The sequence below is a fragment of the Mycobacterium sp. 852014-52450_SCH5900713 genome (assembly GCF_001667075.1).
Lineage (GTDB): Bacteria > Actinomycetota > Actinomycetes > Mycobacteriales > Mycobacteriaceae > Mycobacterium.
Map to the genome: position 1 here is coordinate 221,336 of NZ_LZIL01000011.1, position 15,231 is coordinate 236,566.

At 68.2% G+C, this 15,231-nt stretch carries 19 protein-coding genes; 13 read left to right on the plus strand and 6 right to left on the minus strand.

The genetic code is table 11. The annotated features are described in order from the left end of the window. Window positions 1-27 precede the first annotated feature (27 nt). The gene (locus A5773_RS04935; RefSeq protein ID WP_066950096.1) at window positions 28-291 is read right to left on the minus strand and encodes a hypothetical protein; all 264 of its coding nucleotides are present in this window, start codon (window positions 289-291) and stop codon (window positions 28-30) included. Between the two features lie 328 nt (window positions 292-619). Here A5773_RS04935 and A5773_RS04940 point away from each other — a divergent pair, with 328 nt between their 5' ends. After that, a complete protein-coding gene (locus tag A5773_RS04940) occupies window positions 620-1,603 on the plus strand; it encodes a GNAT family N-acetyltransferase (RefSeq protein WP_067789759.1) in 984 nt (327 codons plus the stop codon). Between the two features lie 190 nt (window positions 1,604-1,793). Here A5773_RS04940 and A5773_RS04945 read toward each other — a convergent pair whose 3' ends face one another. Then, window positions 1,794-2,066, minus strand: a complete 273-nt coding sequence (locus A5773_RS04945; protein ID WP_067789761.1) for a hypothetical protein — start codon at window positions 2,064-2,066, stop codon at window positions 1,794-1,796. Window positions 2,067-2,285: 219 nt separating this feature from the next. Here A5773_RS04945 and A5773_RS04950 point away from each other — a divergent pair, with 219 nt between their 5' ends. Then, the gene (locus tag A5773_RS04950; RefSeq protein WP_067262205.1) at window positions 2,286-3,539 is read left to right on the plus strand and encodes a S9 family peptidase; all 1,254 of its coding nucleotides are present in this window, start codon (window positions 2,286-2,288) and stop codon (window positions 3,537-3,539) included. Between the two features lie 15 nt (window positions 3,540-3,554). Next, window positions 3,555-4,952, plus strand: coding sequence for a wax ester/triacylglycerol synthase family O-acyltransferase (locus A5773_RS04955; RefSeq protein ID WP_067262202.1), 1,398 nt, complete (start codon window positions 3,555-3,557; stop codon window positions 4,950-4,952). Between the two features lie 26 nt (window positions 4,953-4,978). On the opposite strand, the gene A5773_RS04960 is transcribed toward A5773_RS04955, so the two are convergent. After that, window positions 4,979-5,194 carry a hypothetical protein gene (locus A5773_RS04960; protein ID WP_197505398.1) on the minus strand — a complete coding sequence of 72 codons (216 nt, stop codon included), beginning with the start codon at window positions 5,192-5,194 and terminating at the stop codon, window positions 4,979-4,981. Window positions 5,195-5,587: 393 nt separating this feature from the next. On the opposite strand from A5773_RS04960, the gene A5773_RS04965 reads away from it, so the two are divergent. The 6 genes from A5773_RS04965 to A5773_RS04990 are packed head-to-tail and all read left to right on the plus strand — an operon-like array spanning window position 5,588 to window position 9,578. Then, the gene (locus A5773_RS04965; RefSeq protein WP_067789764.1) at window positions 5,588-6,748 is read left to right on the plus strand and encodes a site-2 protease family protein; all 1,161 of its coding nucleotides are present in this window, start codon (window positions 5,588-5,590) and stop codon (window positions 6,746-6,748) included. Between the two features lie 42 nt (window positions 6,749-6,790). Next, window positions 6,791-7,147, plus strand: coding sequence for a ferredoxin (gene fdxA / locus A5773_RS04970; RefSeq protein ID WP_067789767.1), 357 nt, complete (start codon window positions 6,791-6,793; stop codon window positions 7,145-7,147). A 7-nt stretch (window positions 7,148-7,154) separates the two neighbouring features. After that, a complete protein-coding gene (locus A5773_RS04975; protein ID WP_156659328.1) occupies window positions 7,155-7,835 on the plus strand; it encodes a metalloregulator ArsR/SmtB family transcription factor in 681 nt (226 codons plus the stop codon). Then, window positions 7,832-8,257 (plus strand): hypothetical protein, encoded by a 426-nt coding sequence (locus A5773_RS04980; protein ID WP_066950585.1) that lies wholly within the window; start codon window positions 7,832-7,834, stop codon window positions 8,255-8,257. Before A5773_RS04975 ends, A5773_RS04980 begins: the two co-directional genes overlap by 4 nt. Before the next feature lie 30 nt (window positions 8,258-8,287). Continuing rightward, window positions 8,288-8,632: a cupin domain-containing protein gene (locus tag A5773_RS04985; protein WP_066950069.1), complete on the plus strand. Its 345-nt coding sequence runs from the start codon at window positions 8,288-8,290 to the stop codon at window positions 8,630-8,632. Window positions 8,633-8,636: 4 nt separating this feature from the next. Next, window positions 8,637-9,578 carry a nitronate monooxygenase family protein gene (locus A5773_RS04990; protein WP_066950066.1) on the plus strand — a complete coding sequence of 314 codons (942 nt, stop codon included), beginning with the start codon at window positions 8,637-8,639 and terminating at the stop codon, window positions 9,576-9,578. On the opposite strand, the gene A5773_RS04995 is transcribed toward A5773_RS04990, so the two are convergent. After that, on the minus strand, window positions 9,575-10,282 hold the full coding sequence (locus A5773_RS04995; protein WP_156659325.1) for a metalloregulator ArsR/SmtB family transcription factor: 708 nt from the start codon (window positions 10,280-10,282) through the stop codon (window positions 9,575-9,577). The two genes, A5773_RS04990 and A5773_RS04995, sit on opposite strands and share 4 nt — an antisense overlap. A 78-nt stretch (window positions 10,283-10,360) precedes the next feature. On the opposite strand from A5773_RS04995, the gene A5773_RS05000 reads away from it, so the two are divergent. After that, window positions 10,361-10,798 (plus strand): DoxX family membrane protein, encoded by a 438-nt coding sequence (locus A5773_RS05000; RefSeq protein WP_067789769.1) that lies wholly within the window; start codon window positions 10,361-10,363, stop codon window positions 10,796-10,798. A gap of 10 nt (window positions 10,799-10,808) precedes the next feature. Here the strand turns inward: A5773_RS05000 and A5773_RS05005 are convergent, their stop codons facing one another. Beyond that, complete coding sequence (locus A5773_RS05005) at window positions 10,809-11,309, minus strand: DUF1990 family protein (protein ID WP_066950062.1); 501 nt, start codon at window positions 11,307-11,309, stop codon at window positions 10,809-10,811. A gap of 57 nt (window positions 11,310-11,366) precedes the next feature. Here A5773_RS05005 and A5773_RS05010 point away from each other — a divergent pair, with 57 nt between their 5' ends. Both A5773_RS05010 and A5773_RS05015 read left to right on the plus strand, forming a co-directional pair. Then, window positions 11,367-12,251: an aldo/keto reductase gene (locus tag A5773_RS05010; protein ID WP_067789772.1), complete on the plus strand. Its 885-nt coding sequence runs from the start codon at window positions 11,367-11,369 to the stop codon at window positions 12,249-12,251. Window positions 12,252-12,282: 31 nt separating this feature from the next. After that, window positions 12,283-12,909 carry a PaaI family thioesterase gene (locus tag A5773_RS05015; RefSeq protein WP_066950057.1) on the plus strand — a complete coding sequence of 209 codons (627 nt, stop codon included), beginning with the start codon at window positions 12,283-12,285 and terminating at the stop codon, window positions 12,907-12,909. Here the strand turns inward: A5773_RS05015 and A5773_RS25920 are convergent. Next, window positions 12,890-13,036 (minus strand): hypothetical protein, encoded by a 147-nt coding sequence (locus tag A5773_RS25920; protein WP_156659322.1) that lies wholly within the window; start codon window positions 13,034-13,036, stop codon window positions 12,890-12,892. The two genes, A5773_RS05015 and A5773_RS25920, sit on opposite strands and share 20 nt — an antisense overlap. A gap of 130 nt (window positions 13,037-13,166) precedes the next feature. Here A5773_RS25920 and thrS point away from each other — a divergent pair, with 130 nt between their 5' ends. Next, window positions 13,167-15,230, plus strand: coding sequence for a threonine--tRNA ligase (thrS, locus tag A5773_RS05020; protein WP_067789774.1), 2,064 nt, complete (start codon window positions 13,167-13,169; stop codon window positions 15,228-15,230). The last annotated feature ends 1 nt before the right edge of the window (window position 15,231 follow it).

Below are 15,231 nucleotides of genomic sequence, written 5' to 3' on the forward strand. Positions count from 1 at the left end.
CCGGGACGCGGGCCCCCGTGCCGGCCGTCAGTCGGCCAGGGCAATCTCGATGGAGAGGCACTCGCCGAGGGCGTGCGCCGCGGACCAATCGCCGCCTTCGACCGCGCGTTCCAGGTCGTCGACCAAGGGGCTGTGGGCGCCGAGCTCCGCCAACCAAGCGGACACGGTCGCGGGTATCTGATGGGCGGGCACTCGGGCAACATGTCCCTCGTGGAGGCGATCGGTCAACTGATAGATCGTGGCTGTCGACCTGCGCTGCGACCAATGCGGCCGCCACTTCGCTGTATTCATGTTCCCTCCCCGCTAGCCCTAGCGATCCATCCGACCAGCCCTAAAGGTCCGGCCGTAGAGGCCAACAGCACGACTACCGAAAGGCTTTGGTCTTCCTTCCGGCCTGCCGAAGTCCCAGTCCGACAGGGTCTTTTGTCACTACCGTCACCTACTTACTTCTCCGGCGATGGCGGTGCAGGTCGCGTACCGTACATCGGGGAGGGTGCATCGCCACGTTACTCGTTTCGGGGGCACCGGATTACGAAATTGGCGAGATGACCGATTTAGCAATGGATTCGCAATCGGGGCGTGATTCGGGCCGCAGTCTCGGGCTGACGGGTGGGCCGGCGTGAGTGCTGTCGGCGCCGAGGAGCTGGCGGCGCTTCCGGTGTTCGCCGACATTGCGGCGGAGGACCTTACGGCGCTGGCCGCCCTGCTCGAGCCCCTGCACGCCGCCGCCGGGGAAGTCCTGATGCGGCAGGGGGAACGAGCGGAGTCCTTCGCGATCATCGCGTCCGGTCGAGTCGTGGTGAGGCACGTCGGTCCGAAGGGCCGGGTCACGACCACCGAGCTGTCATCCGCAATGATCGTCGGCGAGATCGCGTTGCTGCGGCACGCGACCAGAACGGCGACGGTGACCGCGCGGGAGGATGTGCGCGGCTATACCGGATACAGCGCGGCCTTCGACTGCATGCTGGCCATGCCGGCGATCGCCGACCGGATGCTGCGCACCGCGCGGCAGCGGTTGGCCGCGTACATCGCCCCCATCCCGGTGTCGTGCAGGGACGGCGCCGCGCTCTTGCTGCGGCCCGTCCTGCCCGGCGATGCCGAGCGGTTCAAGAGCAGTGGTTCCTTCTCCAAGGAGACGCTGTACCGGCGGTACCAGGGTGGCACCCCAACCGATGCGCGACTGACGTACCTGTTCGAGGTCGACTATGTCGACCACTTCGTCTGGGTCGTAACTGACGGCCCGGCGGGGCCGGTCGTCGCCGACGCCCGCTTCGTCCGGGATCAAGACGACCCCGTCTCGGCAGAGGTTGCGTTGACCGTGGCGGACGGCTACCAGGGGCGCGGGATCGGTACGCTGCTGCTCGGCGCGCTGGCGGTCGCGGCGCGCGTCGACGGCATCAAACGCTTCCATGGCCGCGTGCTGTCGGAGAATCCGTCCGCGCGCGCGTTGGGCGAGAAGGTGAACGCGCGCTGGGAGCGCGAGGAACCGGGCGTGGTCACCGCGACGGGGGAGATACCGCGCTTTCGCGACCTGCCCCTCGATCGCGGTGTGTACGAGCAGATTCGGCAGGTGGCGCGCCAGGTGATCCAGGCATTCGACTAGCGGCCGAAAATGACAAACGCCCCGCCACCTGATGGCCTTGCGCCCTTGTCGGAAGGCCGGATTCGGCCGCGGGCGCCGACCATGACCTCGGGCGACAGCTGGGCCGCCGCGGTCGAATGCAGCGCGCCGTGCGGAACGCGGTCCTGGTGCTATCGGGAGAGTTGGACGTCGAATAGCCTGCGGCAGCGGTCTATTCGTCGTCGTGCTTGCCCACGGCCTGGCCGGCGCTGCGCACCACGTTGCGGAAGAATTCGATGCGGGCGGTGACCAGGTCGTCAGCCAGGTCCAGTGCGGCGTCGACGACGGTCTTGCGCCGCGACGGCTCGGGGAGGACCGGACTGATCTGGTCGACGAACTTGCGGACGGCCTCGATGGCGTGCTTGCGGCCGGATTCGACGGATTCCAGCACGTCGTCGGAGAGCTCGGCCCAACGTGGCTCGGTCTTGTGCGGTGCCTCGGTCATGGTCCCACTCCTAATCGACAAGGGGTTTTCGGAGATGCTTGTGACGGCTCCGAGGTTACGACTGGCCAGACCTCGGCGCGAGTGACAAAAGACCTTTCGCGCCGGTCATATGGCCCGGACCGGGCGGCTACCCTCGGCTTGCCGGCCAAGGACTTTCGCGGCCCCGACCGGGCCGTAAGTCCCTAACACGCAGATTTCGGCACCTGCTAATTTGCCACCATGGCGGTACCGACCAACAACGGCGCTTCCCGGCGTCCGGGCACTTTGCCGTTGACCCCGCCCGGGGGCGTCGGCCTAAGCAGTGCCGTCAAACCGTTCACGAGCACCGGTCGATATTTCGCCGAGTCTTGGCGCGAATATCTCGGCCAAGCCCCTGACGAGCTTCCGATCGCGCGACCCACCCTCGCGCTGGCGGCCCAGGCGTTCCGCGACGAAGTCGTCCTGATGGGCCTGAAGGCGCGGCGCCCGATCAGCCGCCCGGAGGATTTCGAGCGCATCACGAGCGAGGTGACCGCGGGGCTGAAGTTCTATGGCGACCGGGGATGGCTCACCCATCCAAGGCGATTTTTCGGTGCGCCGCCGCCACTTTCGGACGTCACGGTGCGGAAGGTCAAAGGAGGCAGGCGCTCCTTCCACCGCATCTTCTTCGACAGCGGATACCGGCCCCGGCCGGGTGAACCCGGCGCACAGCGGTGGATGGGCTACACCGCGAACGATCGCGAGTACGCCCTGTTGCTCCGCCATCCGCAACCACGCCCCTGGCTGGTGTGCATCCACGGAACCGAAATGGGTCGGGCCGCATTGGATCTCGCTTTGTTCCGCGCCTGGCGGTTACACGAAGACCTCGGGTTGAACGTCGTCATGCCGGTCCTCCCGATGCACGGTCCCCGCGCCCGGGGCCTGCCGAAGGGTGCGGTGTTTCCGGGCGAGGACATCCTCGACGACGTGCACGCGACTGCGCAGGCGGTGTGGGACATCCGCCGGTTGCTGTCCTGGATACGCCGAGAAGAGCCGGAATCGCAGATCGGGTTGAACGGTCTGTCGCTGGGCGGCTACATCACGGCGTTGGTCGCCAGCCTCGAAACCGGGCTCACCTGTGCGATTCTCGGCGTGCCGGTCGCGGACCTGGTCGGGCTGCTGAGTCGGCACTCCGGGCTTGGCCCCGACGATCCGCGCCGTCGGACGATCGAAGCCGCCGAGCCCATCGGACGGATGACGTCGCCGCTGTCGCTCGCCCCGCTCGTGCCTATGCCGGGCCGCTTCATCTACGCCGGCGTCGCCGATCAGGTGGTGCACCCACGCGAGCAGGTGGTCCGCCTCTGGGAACACTGGGGGAAACCGGAGATCGTTTGGTACCGCGGCGGTCATACCGGCTTCTTCCGGGCGCGGCCGGTACAGCGGTTCCTCGAGGCGGCGTTGCAGCAGTCGGGCCTTCTGGATGGGGCGGTGCCCCGGCGCGACCGCCCCGCCTAGTCGGGGAGGTGGAGAATGAACCCGCTGGATCCGCTGGACGCGGCGATGATGACCGCGGAGTGGGTGTCCAACCCGATGCACGTCGGTGCCGTGCTGATCCTGTCGCCGCCTGACGACGCCGGGCCCGGCTACGTCGACGAACTGCACCGGAAGACGCTGGGCGGGAATCATCCGATCGATCCGAGGCTCAGCAGGTATCCGCACCGCGGTGTGGAGACCGGTGGCATGTGGGTCTGGCGGCACATGGATTCCGTTGATGTGAGCCGACATTGCCAGCGCCGCACGGTGTCCGGGGATGGGTTCTGGCGGCTGATCGGGGAGCTGGACGCGATGCGGCTGGACTGGAGCCGGCCGATGTGGATGTCGTATCTGATCGACGGCCTCGACGGGGGCCGCTTCGCGTTCTACATCAAGGTGCATCACAGCGTGACCGACGGGGTGGCCGGTTTTCAGATGATCACCGATGCGCTCAGCAGTGATCCCGACCGCCGGTCGATGCCGCCGTTTTACGCCGACTGCCGGCCCGAGCCCTCGCCGCGGGCTTCGGCCGGGTTGGTGTCTCGTCTGGTCGCGCCGCTGCGGTCGCTGACCGATGCGGCGGCGTCGAGTGCGGGGCTGGTCGGGCGGGTGGCCACCGGCGAGGTTGCGACCGTGCTGGATGCCCTGATCGGGCACACCACGGCGCTGCCCCTGGGGGCGCCCTACATCCGGTTCAACGGCCGCGTGGGCCCCGAGCGCGCGGTCGCCGCGGGCAGCTGGGCGAAAGATCGCATCCAAGCCGTGCGGCAGGCGGCCGGCGTGACCGGCCCCGACGTGCTCACCGCGATGGCGGCCGGCGTGGTGCGGCGGTGGCTGAGTGATCGCGCGGAACTGCCCAACCGGTCACTGGTGGCCGCGTGCCCCATCACGGTGCGCGACCCCGAGCACGAGACGCCAAACGATCAGCACGGCAACAGGTTCGGACTGTGGATGTGTCCGCTGGGCACCAACCTGGATGACCCGCTGGCCCGGCTGGACGCGATCCACCGATCCATGTCCGAGGGCAAGCACTGGGTAGCCAAACGGGGAGCGGCGGCGTCACTGCTGACGAACGCCGGCAGCATCGCAGCGACGGCGATCGGCCCGCTGCTGCCGTTCACGCCGAAAATCCGGACCGGATACAATCTGCCGATTTCCCACGTTCGCGGCCCGGTAGCCGAAATGTATTGGAACGGCGCTCGAATCGAGGAGATGTATCCGGTGTCGACGGTCTACGACGGTCACGCGCTCAACATCACGACGTGCGCGTACGCCGACCGGATCGGGTTCGGCTATGCCGCGGGGCGCGACGTGGTGCCCGATATCGAGACGTTCATCCCGTCGACCGAGGAGTGCTTGGCCGAGCTCGAAGCGGCACTGGGCGTTGCCAACTGAGCGTCGGCTACTGGCCGCTGGCACAATCAGCCGCGCGCCCGCTGCGAGGAGCGGCCGACGTGGGCCATGATGCGTTCCAGGACGGTATGGGACAGGTCGCCGTCGTCGGCGACACGCGACAGGCCGCGGCGTCGTAGGAAGGTGTCGAGGCGTCGATCTGGGGACCAGTCGGCATAAATCGGGCCGAGATAATGCGATTGCAGGAATTCCGAAGCCAGGGCGTCCACGTCAGAGTCGGTCAACGACAACGTCGGGGTACCGCCCATAGCCGCCATGCTCCTTCGTTCAGCCGCAACCGCACCAGCCAAGTTACGTCAGACGTCGCCACTATTCCGTCACGCGCAGATTGCGGATAGGGTCCAAAGTCATCACCGGAGCCGGCGCCCGCAATAGCCGTGGTGGGCCCGGGGCGACGCCACCCGGGCCGGCAGCGACATGGTGCGGACGACCCGCCGACGCCACATTCAGCGGCGGCTGCCTCGGACGCCGGTGCGAATTCTGACCGTGTCCCCACGCAGGCCGATTGGCCGCCCGCGCGGGGTCCTAGTGCCCTAGCGGTGGCCGCGGCGGCGTCCTACTTTCGAGCCAGAGGCGGCAGTTGAACCGGCTCTCCTCAATGACTTTGGAGGTTTGACGTGCGCGACGCGATCCCGATAGGGCGGATCGCCGGATTTCCGGTGAACGTCCACTGGAGCGTGCTGGTCATCCTGTGGTTGTTCACCTGGAGCCTGGCAAGCACGCTGCCCGGAACCGTCAAAGGATATTCGCACGGCGCCTACTGGTTGGCCGGAGCGTGCGGCGCGCTGGTGCTGCTGGCCTCGCTAGTGGCACACGAGCTCGCGCATGCCGTCGTCGCCCGCCGCGCCGGGGTGTCCGTGGGGAGCGTGACGCTCTGGCTGTTCGGCGGCGTGACCACCCTCGGCGGCGAGGCCAAGACGCCCAAGGCGGCCTTCCGGATCGCGATCGCCGGGCCGGCCACCAGCCTGGCGTTGGCCGCCGCCTTCGGCGGGCTCGTTGCGGCGCTGCATACCGTGCGCGCCGCTCCCATCGTGATCGGGGTCGCTTCCTGGTTGGCCGTCATCAATCTGCTGCTGGGCCTGTTCAACCTGTTGCCCGGCGCGCCCCTGGACGGTGGCCGGGTGCTTCGGGCCATCCTGTGGCGCCGCCACGGGGACAGCGTGCGAGCGAGCATCGGCGCGGCGCACGCCGGACGGGTGGTCGCCTTCATCCTCATCGGGCTGGGGCTGGCCGAATTTCTATTGGGCGGTGTGGTCGGCGGTGTCTGGCTGGCGTTCATCGGCTGGTTCATCTTCGCCGCCAGTCGCGAGGAGGAGACCCGGCTATCGACCCAGCAGATGTTCTCCGGCGTCCGCGTCGCCGACGCGATGACCGCGGGGCCGCATACCGCGCCCGGTTGGATCACCGTCGACGATTTCGTCCAGCGCTATGTGCTTGGTGACCGGCATTCGGCGTACCCGGTCGTCGACCGGGGCGGGGCGATCACCGGTCTGATCACGTTGCGTCGGTTGCGTGAGGTCGCGCCAGGCCAGCGCGCCACCGTCACCGTGGGGGAGGTCGCGCAACCGCTGCAAGAGGTGCCGTCCGGTGCACCGCAGGAGCCGCTGACCGCCCTGCTGGAGCGGATGGCACCGGCCGGTCCACGCAGCCGTGCCCTGGTATTCGATGGCGCGCAGGTGGTCGGCATCGTTACGCCCACCGATGTGGCGCGCCTCATCGAGGTTTATCGGCTCGCCCACCCAGAAGACGCGAAACCGGCTTCGGCGCAAAGCATTTAGTCGCACTCGTTTTTACAAGCAATGTTGTGTAAACTCTAGCCCATGACGTACGTGATCGGGAAGCCATGCATCGACGTGATGGATCGCGCCTGTGTGGACGAGTGTCCCGTCGATTGCATCTACGAGGGTGGCCGCGCGCTGTACATACATCCCGATGAATGCGTGGACTGCGGCGCGTGCGAGCCGGTGTGTCCGGTCGACGCCATCTACTACGAAGACGACCTGCCCGAGGAGCTCAGGCCGTACCTGGCCGACAATGAGGCTTTCTTCACCGAAACGCTGCCGGGCCGCGACGCCCCCTTGGGATCCCCGGGTGGGGCGGCCAAGATGGGTCCGCTCGGTGTAGACACGCCTTTGGTGGCCGCTCAGCCGAGGGCTGACCAAGCGGAAGGAGCGTGAAGGTCCCGTGAAGTTGTCGCCGACGTCGATCGGGGAATCCGCCAGCCGCCGCCGCGCGGTCCTGCGGGTGCTGCGGGCGTCACCCGATCCCATGAGCATCGCCGCCATCGCCGACGTGCTGGGCGTGCACCCGAATACCGTCCGCTTCCACCTCGACAGCCTGGTCGGCGACGGGCAAGTGGAGCACGTCGAGCTGGATCGCAAGGGGCCGGGCCGCCCGCCGCTGATGTTCCGCGCGGTCCGGCAGATGGACCGCGGCGGCACGCGGCACTATCGCCTGCTCGCCGAGATCCTGGCCGTGGCGTTCGCCGGAGAGCGTGATGCCGGTGCCAAGGCGTTGGCCGCGGGCCGGGCCTGGGGGCAAAAACTGGAAGCCAGCCTGGAAGCGGTGCCTACGGAACCCGCCAGCGCCGACGACGCGATCGACCACTTGGTCAACATGCTCGACGAGCTCGGCTTCGCGCCCGAACGCCGGGCGACCGACGGGGAGCAACAGGTCGGCCTGCGGCACTGCCCGTTCCTGGAGTTGGCCGAGAACCGGACCGCCGTCGTGTGCCCGGTGCACCTGGGCCTCATGCAGGGCGCCATGGAGGCATGGGGGGCGCCGGTGTCGGTCGACCGGCTCGACGCGTTCGTCGAACCGGACCTGTGCGTGGCGCACCTGGCGCCGCGGACCGCGGCCAAATGAGCACCGGCCCGGCGATCGCCGTTGCGGTCACCTTCGTGTGGCTCGGCATGGTGCTGGCGATCTCGTTCCTGGAAGCTCCGCTGAAATTCCGCGCGCCCAACGTGACGTTGCAGATCGGGCTCGGCATCGGGCGGCTGGTGTTCCGGGCCCTGAACACCGTCGAGGTCTGCTTCGCCCTGGTCCTCGTGGCGCTCGTGGTCGGGGGCCCGACGACGACGGGCGTCACCGTCGCGATTTTCGTCGCAGCCGGCGCGCTGGCCGTCCAGTTGATCGCGGTGCGCCCCCGACTGGCCCGCCGCTCGGACCGGGTGCTCGCCGGGTCAGACGGTCCGCGCTCCCGAGCCCACTACGTGTACGTCGGCTTCGAGGTGGTCAAGGTAATCGCGTTGGTCGTGGCGGGGATACTGCTACTGACGGCCTGATCGTGTCGTTCAACCGCAAAGGACTCTGCTATGGAATCGATCTCGTTGACCAACCTCGCGTCCGAAAAGCTGGCCGAGGCCAAGGAATCGCACAGCGGGCGGGCCGCCCACACCATCCACGGCGGCCACAGCCACGAACTTCGGCAGACCGTGCTGGCTTTGCTTGGCGGCCATGAGCTTTCCGAACACGACGGCCCCGCGGAGGCAACGCTGCAGGTGTTGCAGGGCCACGTGCGCCTGACCATCGGCGGTGACGCCTGGGAGGGCAAAACCGGCGACTACGTCGCGATCCCAACCGAACGGCACGCCCTGCAGGCGGTCGAGGATTCGGTGGTCATGCTGACCGTGCTGAAGACCATTCCGTCGGTTCACTAGCCGGATGCTTTCCACGCCCTGGTCAAGGGAGTTCGGGCTGCGGGTGCCGATCGTCAACGCGCCCATGGGCGGCGTCGCCGGCGGTCGGCTGGCCGCGGCGGTGACCGCGGCCGGCGGCCTGGGCATGGTCGGCATGGGCAGCGTCGCCACCAGGGAACTGCTGCGAACCCAGCTGCAGCACGTGCGGGGTTCGTTCGGCATCGGCCTGGTCGATTGGGTGATGCGCACCGAGGCGGGTCTGCTCGAGGATGCCCTGGCCGCGCGGCCGGCCCTGCTGTCGGTCAGTTTCGGGACCGACTGGTCCTGGGTCGCCAAGGCGCATGACGCCGGGATCCCCACCGCCACACAGGTATACGACGGTGTGGGGGCGCGTCAGGCGGCCGATGCCGGCGTCGACATTCTGGTCGCCCGGGGGTCCGAGGGCGGCGGTCACGGTGAGACGAAGCTCGCGACGCTGCCGTTGCTCGACACCGTGCTCGACGCCGTCTCGGTGCCGGTCCTCGCGGGCGGCGGTGTCGCTTCGGCGCGCAGCCTGGCCGCCGTGCTGGCCGCCGGTGCGAGCGGGGCATGGGTGGGCACCCGCCTGGCCGCTTGTCCGGAGGCGCTATCCGGCGACGGCAGCCGCCGCGCGCTGATCGCGGCCCGGGCCACCGACACCGCGGTCACCCGGGCCTTCGACGTCGCCCAGGCCCGGCCGTGGCCCGCGCGATTTCCGTCCCGGGTGCTGACCAACGACTTCGTCGAGCGCTGGACGGGTAAAGAGGACACGCTCAACCCGCAGGCCTGCGACGACCTCGCGGCCTCCATCGCCGCCGACGACCGCCGGGTCGCGCCTGTGGACGCCGGTCAGGGCGTCGGGATGATCCGCGACGACGCGTCGGTCGCCGAGGTGATCGACGAAATGTGTTCGGGCGCACAGCGTTTGCTGAGTGCCTGGGGCTCCTAGCCTTCGCCGGGGGTGAGCACGACGCAACAGCGGTCGGGCCCGGGGCACAGCTGGGCGTCGGGCCCGTGCGGCGCCAGGGCATCGGCGACACCGGTGATGAGCGCGTGGTTCATGTTGCAGGCCAGCTCGGTCTGCTCCCGCGCAAGCGCGTGGAACGGGCAGTTGGCGAGTTCGATCCTGCGGCCGACGGCGCGAGGTTCGTAGCCGTACCTGCTCAAGACCTTGACGGCAAGCCTCAGTCCCGCTGCCGGGCTGGTGGGCCGGCGCGGCGTGGCGGCGATGGTCTGCCCGTAGTCGTGCGCCACCCCGTTGAGGACCTCGACAACGGGCGCACCGGTGGAGGAGGACTCGGCGATGGCTTTTGCCATCAGGCGTCCCGCCAATTCGTACTCACGCTGGGGGAGGCTGACCGCGATGTCGCGGCCCGCCCGGCGATACAGCTTGGACGTCCGCCCCGCGCCCGGCCCGGATCGGCCGGTCACGCGCGCGTAGTCGCTTTCCAGCAGGCCCTCGGCGGTCAACCGATCCAAGTGAAACTTGGCCTGGTGGTTCGCAATCCCGACCGCGTCGGCCGCCTGGTCGCGGCTCACCGGCGCCGACTGGGCGCAGACGAACCGGTAGAGCTCGCGGCGCACGGGGTCGGCGAGCGCCCCGATGCCCGCGGCGTCGCGTTCCAGAGAGTCGTCGTCCACGTCAACGGTCATTTCTAACGGATAAAAGTCTTGACGCTACAGTCTACAGATTCTAACGTTCAGATTATTATCTGTTAGAAGGAGGAATTCATGAGCACCACCAACGCCACCCCAGCGCTCACCGCCCAATTGAAGGACCCGGCGCTGTCGGCCTACTACGCGCTGCGCACCGTTTTCACCATCGCGCCCATAGTCTTCGGGCTGGACAAGTTCTTCAATGTGCTGACCCACCCGCATCACTGGAGCATGTACCTGGCCGGCTGGATCAACGACCTGGTGCCCGGTACCGCCGACCAATGCATGTATCTGGTGGGCGTCATCGAGATCGTGGCCGGCGTGCTGGTCGCCGTGGTGCCGCGGTTCGGCGCATGGGTGGTCGCGGCCTGGCTGGCCGGGATCATCGTCGACCTGCTCACCGGGCCGGGCTTCTACGACGTGGCACTGCGCGACTTCGGTCTGCTGGTCGGCGCCATCGCGCTCGCCCGGCTGGCGCAGGGCGTGCACACCGGCAGCATCGGGCGCCGATAGCCTCCCTGGCTCAGACCCCGCGTAGATAGCGTTTGGCGATGACGCGCTGCGCCACCGACACCACCGGCCTCGCGGCTTTACTCCACCAGGTGGCGGGCCGCGAGAACGCCGTCACCTCCGCGAACACCGCGGACGTGACGGGGTCGCGCCGGACGACGAAGCGCTCCTCGCCGGACTCCGGATGTCCCGGCAACGTGCCGTAGGCGAATCCACGGATGTCGGGCTCGTCGACGACGTACACCACGCGGCATGGCGCGGGCAGAAAACCCATGCGCACCACCACAACTGTGCCGACCTCCGCAACGTCGGAGCTGGCCCGCACCCCCAGCCCGGCCCCGTGCTGCATACCCCAGCGCATGACGGCGTCGGCGGCCTGCTCGAAGCGCTGCTGACCCGTGCCGATCTGGGTCTCCGTGTGTAGGTGGTCGTATCCCGCGGGCAAGTTGCCGGATGCGGTCGCCCCCACTTCGGGATAGGTCAGCGGGAGTTCCTCGAGCGCTGCTAAGTCCACCCGCTCAGCTTGCCACGCCGAGATACGCGGCGACATTTCCGGCGTACGGTCGTAAAAGTGACCGCACAAAACTCGAAAACTGTTGCAGAAGCGTCCGGAACCTTCAGCCTCGGCGGCGACCTGACCATCAACCGGCTCGGGTTCGGCGCCATGCGCCTGACCGGCAAGGGTGTCTGGGGGCCGCCGGCCGATCGTGACGAGGCCGTCCGGGTGCTGCGCCGCGCGGTCGAGCTCGGCGTGAACTTCATCGACACCGCGGATTCCTACGGCCCCTACATCGCCGAGGACATCATTCGCGAGGCGCTGCACCCCTACGACGGGTTGGTCATCGCAACCAAGGCGGGGCTGCTGCGCACCGGACCGGACGTCTGGATCCCGCTGGGCAACCCGAGTTATCTGCGGCAGGAATGTGAGATGAGCCTGCGCCGCCTGGGCGTCGACACCATCGACCTGTTCCAGCTGCACCGCATCGACCGGGACTTCCCGCTGGCCGACCAGGTGGGCGAGCTGCTGACGCTGAAGAACGAGGGCAAGATCCGCCACATCGGCCTGTCCGAGATCACCGTCGACCAACTCACCGAGGCCCAGCGGACCACCGAGATCGTCTCGGTGCAGAACATGTACAACCTGTCCGCCCGGGGCGCCGAACCGCTGCTGGACGCCGCGACCCAGCAGGGCATCGGCTTCATCCCGTGGTTCCCGCTGGCCGCCGGGCCGCTCGGCGCCCCCGACGGCCCGCTGCAGCGCATCGCCGGCGAGCACCACGCGACTCCGTCGCAACTGGCGCTGGCCTGGTTGCTGAAACGGTCGCCGGTGATGCTGCCGATTCCGGGCACCTCGAAGGTGGCGCACCTGGAGGAAAACGTGGCCGCCGCCGAGATCACACTGACCGACGACGAGTTCGAAACCCTCTCAGCGGCCGGGGCTCAACAGACGGTCTGACCGCGCCGCCCCTTCTGCCGCGCAATACGGTGTGCTGGTGGCGGAACATCAGCAGCACCGCGGCGGCGGGTTCAACCCACCGGAGCCGACGACCAAGGGCGGGCCCGACTACGGCAGGTTCATCGATGCCGTGCGCACCCTGCAGGACCACGCCCGCGCCGTCGACGCGCCCGACGCGGTGATCACCGAGGCCGCCAACCTGCTGGACAAGGTGTCGGCGCTGCTGAGCCCGTTCGACGCCGACGAGTGGGAGTCCCCGTCGGGGCGCCGCATGGACCTGCCGATGCGCGGCAACATCCTGTCCGTGCCCATGAAGGCCCGCAAGACCGACGACGGCCGCATCCAGGGCTCGGCCCGGTTCGCCCGGTTTCACCTGGGCCGCAACGGTGCCGTGCACGGCGGCTGCCTGGGCATGCTGTTCGACAGCGTGCTCGGGTTGACGTCCTCGGTGCTCACCGGGGGGCCCTACCAGCGCACTGCCTACCTGAAGATCGACTACCGCCGCATCGTGCCGATCGAAAAGGAATTGCAGTTCGACGCCGGCATCGACCGGGTGGACGGGCGCAAGATCTTCGTGTCCGGCCGGTTGACCGACGGCGACACCCCGCTGACCGAGGCCGACGCCCTGTTCGTGCGGCTCAAGCCGGGTCAGCCCTGACGGCCCAGCCGGCTGCCGCGAACACGGATCGGCGTTGGGTACGGCACAGGTCGACCACCGCGTCGGGGACGTCGTCGAGACGCAGGTCAGCGGCCCACCCGGCCAACCGTTCGATGGTGGTAACCACGCTGGCACGGTAGGCGCACTCCGATCGAGGGGTCAATCAGTGGTGGCCCGGCGGTGTGGGGTGGTGGTCGGCCACACGGATAGCATGGTCGCGATCGTTCCGACATGTCCAAGCCTGGAGAATTGACCCGATGAGTGCCGCCGCGCAGCCCACCCCGCAGGCCGATGGAGCCCCGATCCGGGTTCCTGCCGGCACCACCGCGGCGGCCGCGGTGCGGGAGGCGGGGCTGCCGGGCCGGGGTTCCCCGGACGCGGTCGTGGTGGTGCGCGACGCCGGCGGCAGGTTGCGCGACCTGAGTTGGGTGCCCGAATCCGACGTCGAGGTCGCCCCGATCGCCGCCAACACCGACGAGGGCCGCAGCGTCATCCGGCATTCGGCCGCGCACGTGCTGGCCCAGGCCGTCCAGGGTCTGTTCCCGCACGCCAAGTTGGGCATCGGGCCGCCCATCACCGACGGCTTCTATTACGACTTCGATGTGGCGGAGCCGTTCACCCCCGAGGACCTGGCGGCGCTGGAAAAGCGGATGCGCCAGATCGTCAAAGAGGGACAGCTGTTCTCCCGGCGCGTCTATGAGTCCAAAGACGAGGCCCGCTCGGAGTTGGCCAACGAGCCGTACAAGCTCGAACTCGTCGACGACAAGTCCGGCGACCCCGACATCATGGAGGTCGGTGGCGACGAGCTCACCGCCTACGACAACCTCAATCCCCGCAGCCGGCAAAGGGTTTGGGGCGACCTGTGCCGCGGTCCGCACATCCCGACCACCAAGCACATCCCGGCGTTCAAGCTGACCCGAAGTTCCGCCGCCTACTGGCGGGGCGACCAGAAAAACGCCAGCCTGCAACGCATCTACGGCACTGCGTGGGAGTCCCAGGAGGCGCTGGATCGCCACCTCGAGCTGATTGAGGAAGCCCAGCGCCGCGACCACCGCAAGCTGGGCACCGAACTGGACCTGTTCAGCTTCCCCGACGAAATCGGTTCCGGGCTGGCGGTTTTCCACCCCAAGGGCGGCGTCGTGCGCAGGGAGCTGGAGGAGTACTCGCGGCGCAAGCACATCGAGGCCGGGTACGAGTTCGTCAACACTCCGCACATCACCAAGGCGCAGCTGTACGTCACGTCGGGTCACCTGGAGTGGTACGCCGACGGAATGTACCCGCCGATGCATCTCGACGCCGAGTTCAACGAGGACGGCACGGTGCGCAAGCCGGGCCAGGACTACTACCTCAAGCCGATGAACTGCCCGATGCACCACCTGATCTACCGGTCGCGCGGGCGGTCGTATCGCGAACTTCCGTTGCGGCTCTTCGAGTTCGGCAGCGTGTATCGCTACGAGAAATCCGGCGTGGTGCACGGCCTGACCCGGGTGCGCGGCATGACTCAGGACGACGCGCACATCTACTGCACGCGTGAGCAGATGCGCGACGAGCTGGCGTCGGTGCTGCACTTCGTGCTCGACCTGCTGGCCGACTACGGGCTCAACGACTTCTACCTCGAGCTGTCCACCAAGGACCCGGAGAAGTACTCCGGGTCTGACGAGATATGGGACGAGGCCACCGAGGTCCTGCGCGACGTCGGCTTGGCCTCCGGGCTGGAGCTGATCCCCGACCCCGGCGGCGCGGCGTTTTACGGCCCGAAGATCTCGGTGCAGGTCAAGGACGCGCTGGGCCGGAGCTGGCAGATGTCGACCATCCAGCTCGACTTCAACATGCCGGACCGCTTCGAGCTGGAATACACCGCCGCCGACGGTTCGCGTCAGCGTCCGGTGCTGATCCACCGCGCGCTGTTCGGGTCCATCGAGCGGTTCTTCGGCATCCTCACCGAGCACTACGCCGGCGCGTTCCCGGCGTGGCTGGCGCCCGTGCAGGTGGTCGGCATCCCCGTCGCCGACGAACACGTGCCCTACCTGGAAAGCATTGCCGCGCAGCTCAAATCGCACGGTGTGCGGGTGGAGGTGGATGCCAGTGACGACCGGATGGCCAAGAAGATCGTCCACCACACCAACCAGCGCGTCCCGTTGATGTTGCTGGCCGGTGACCGCGACGTCGAGGCCGGTGCCGTCAGCTTCCGCTTCGGTGACCGCACGCAGATCAACGGTGTGCCACGGGACAGCGCCGTCGACGCCATCGTGGCTTGGATCGCCGATCGCCAAAATGCTGCTCCCACAGCCGAACTCGTAAAGGTGACCGGCGGTGAGTAAA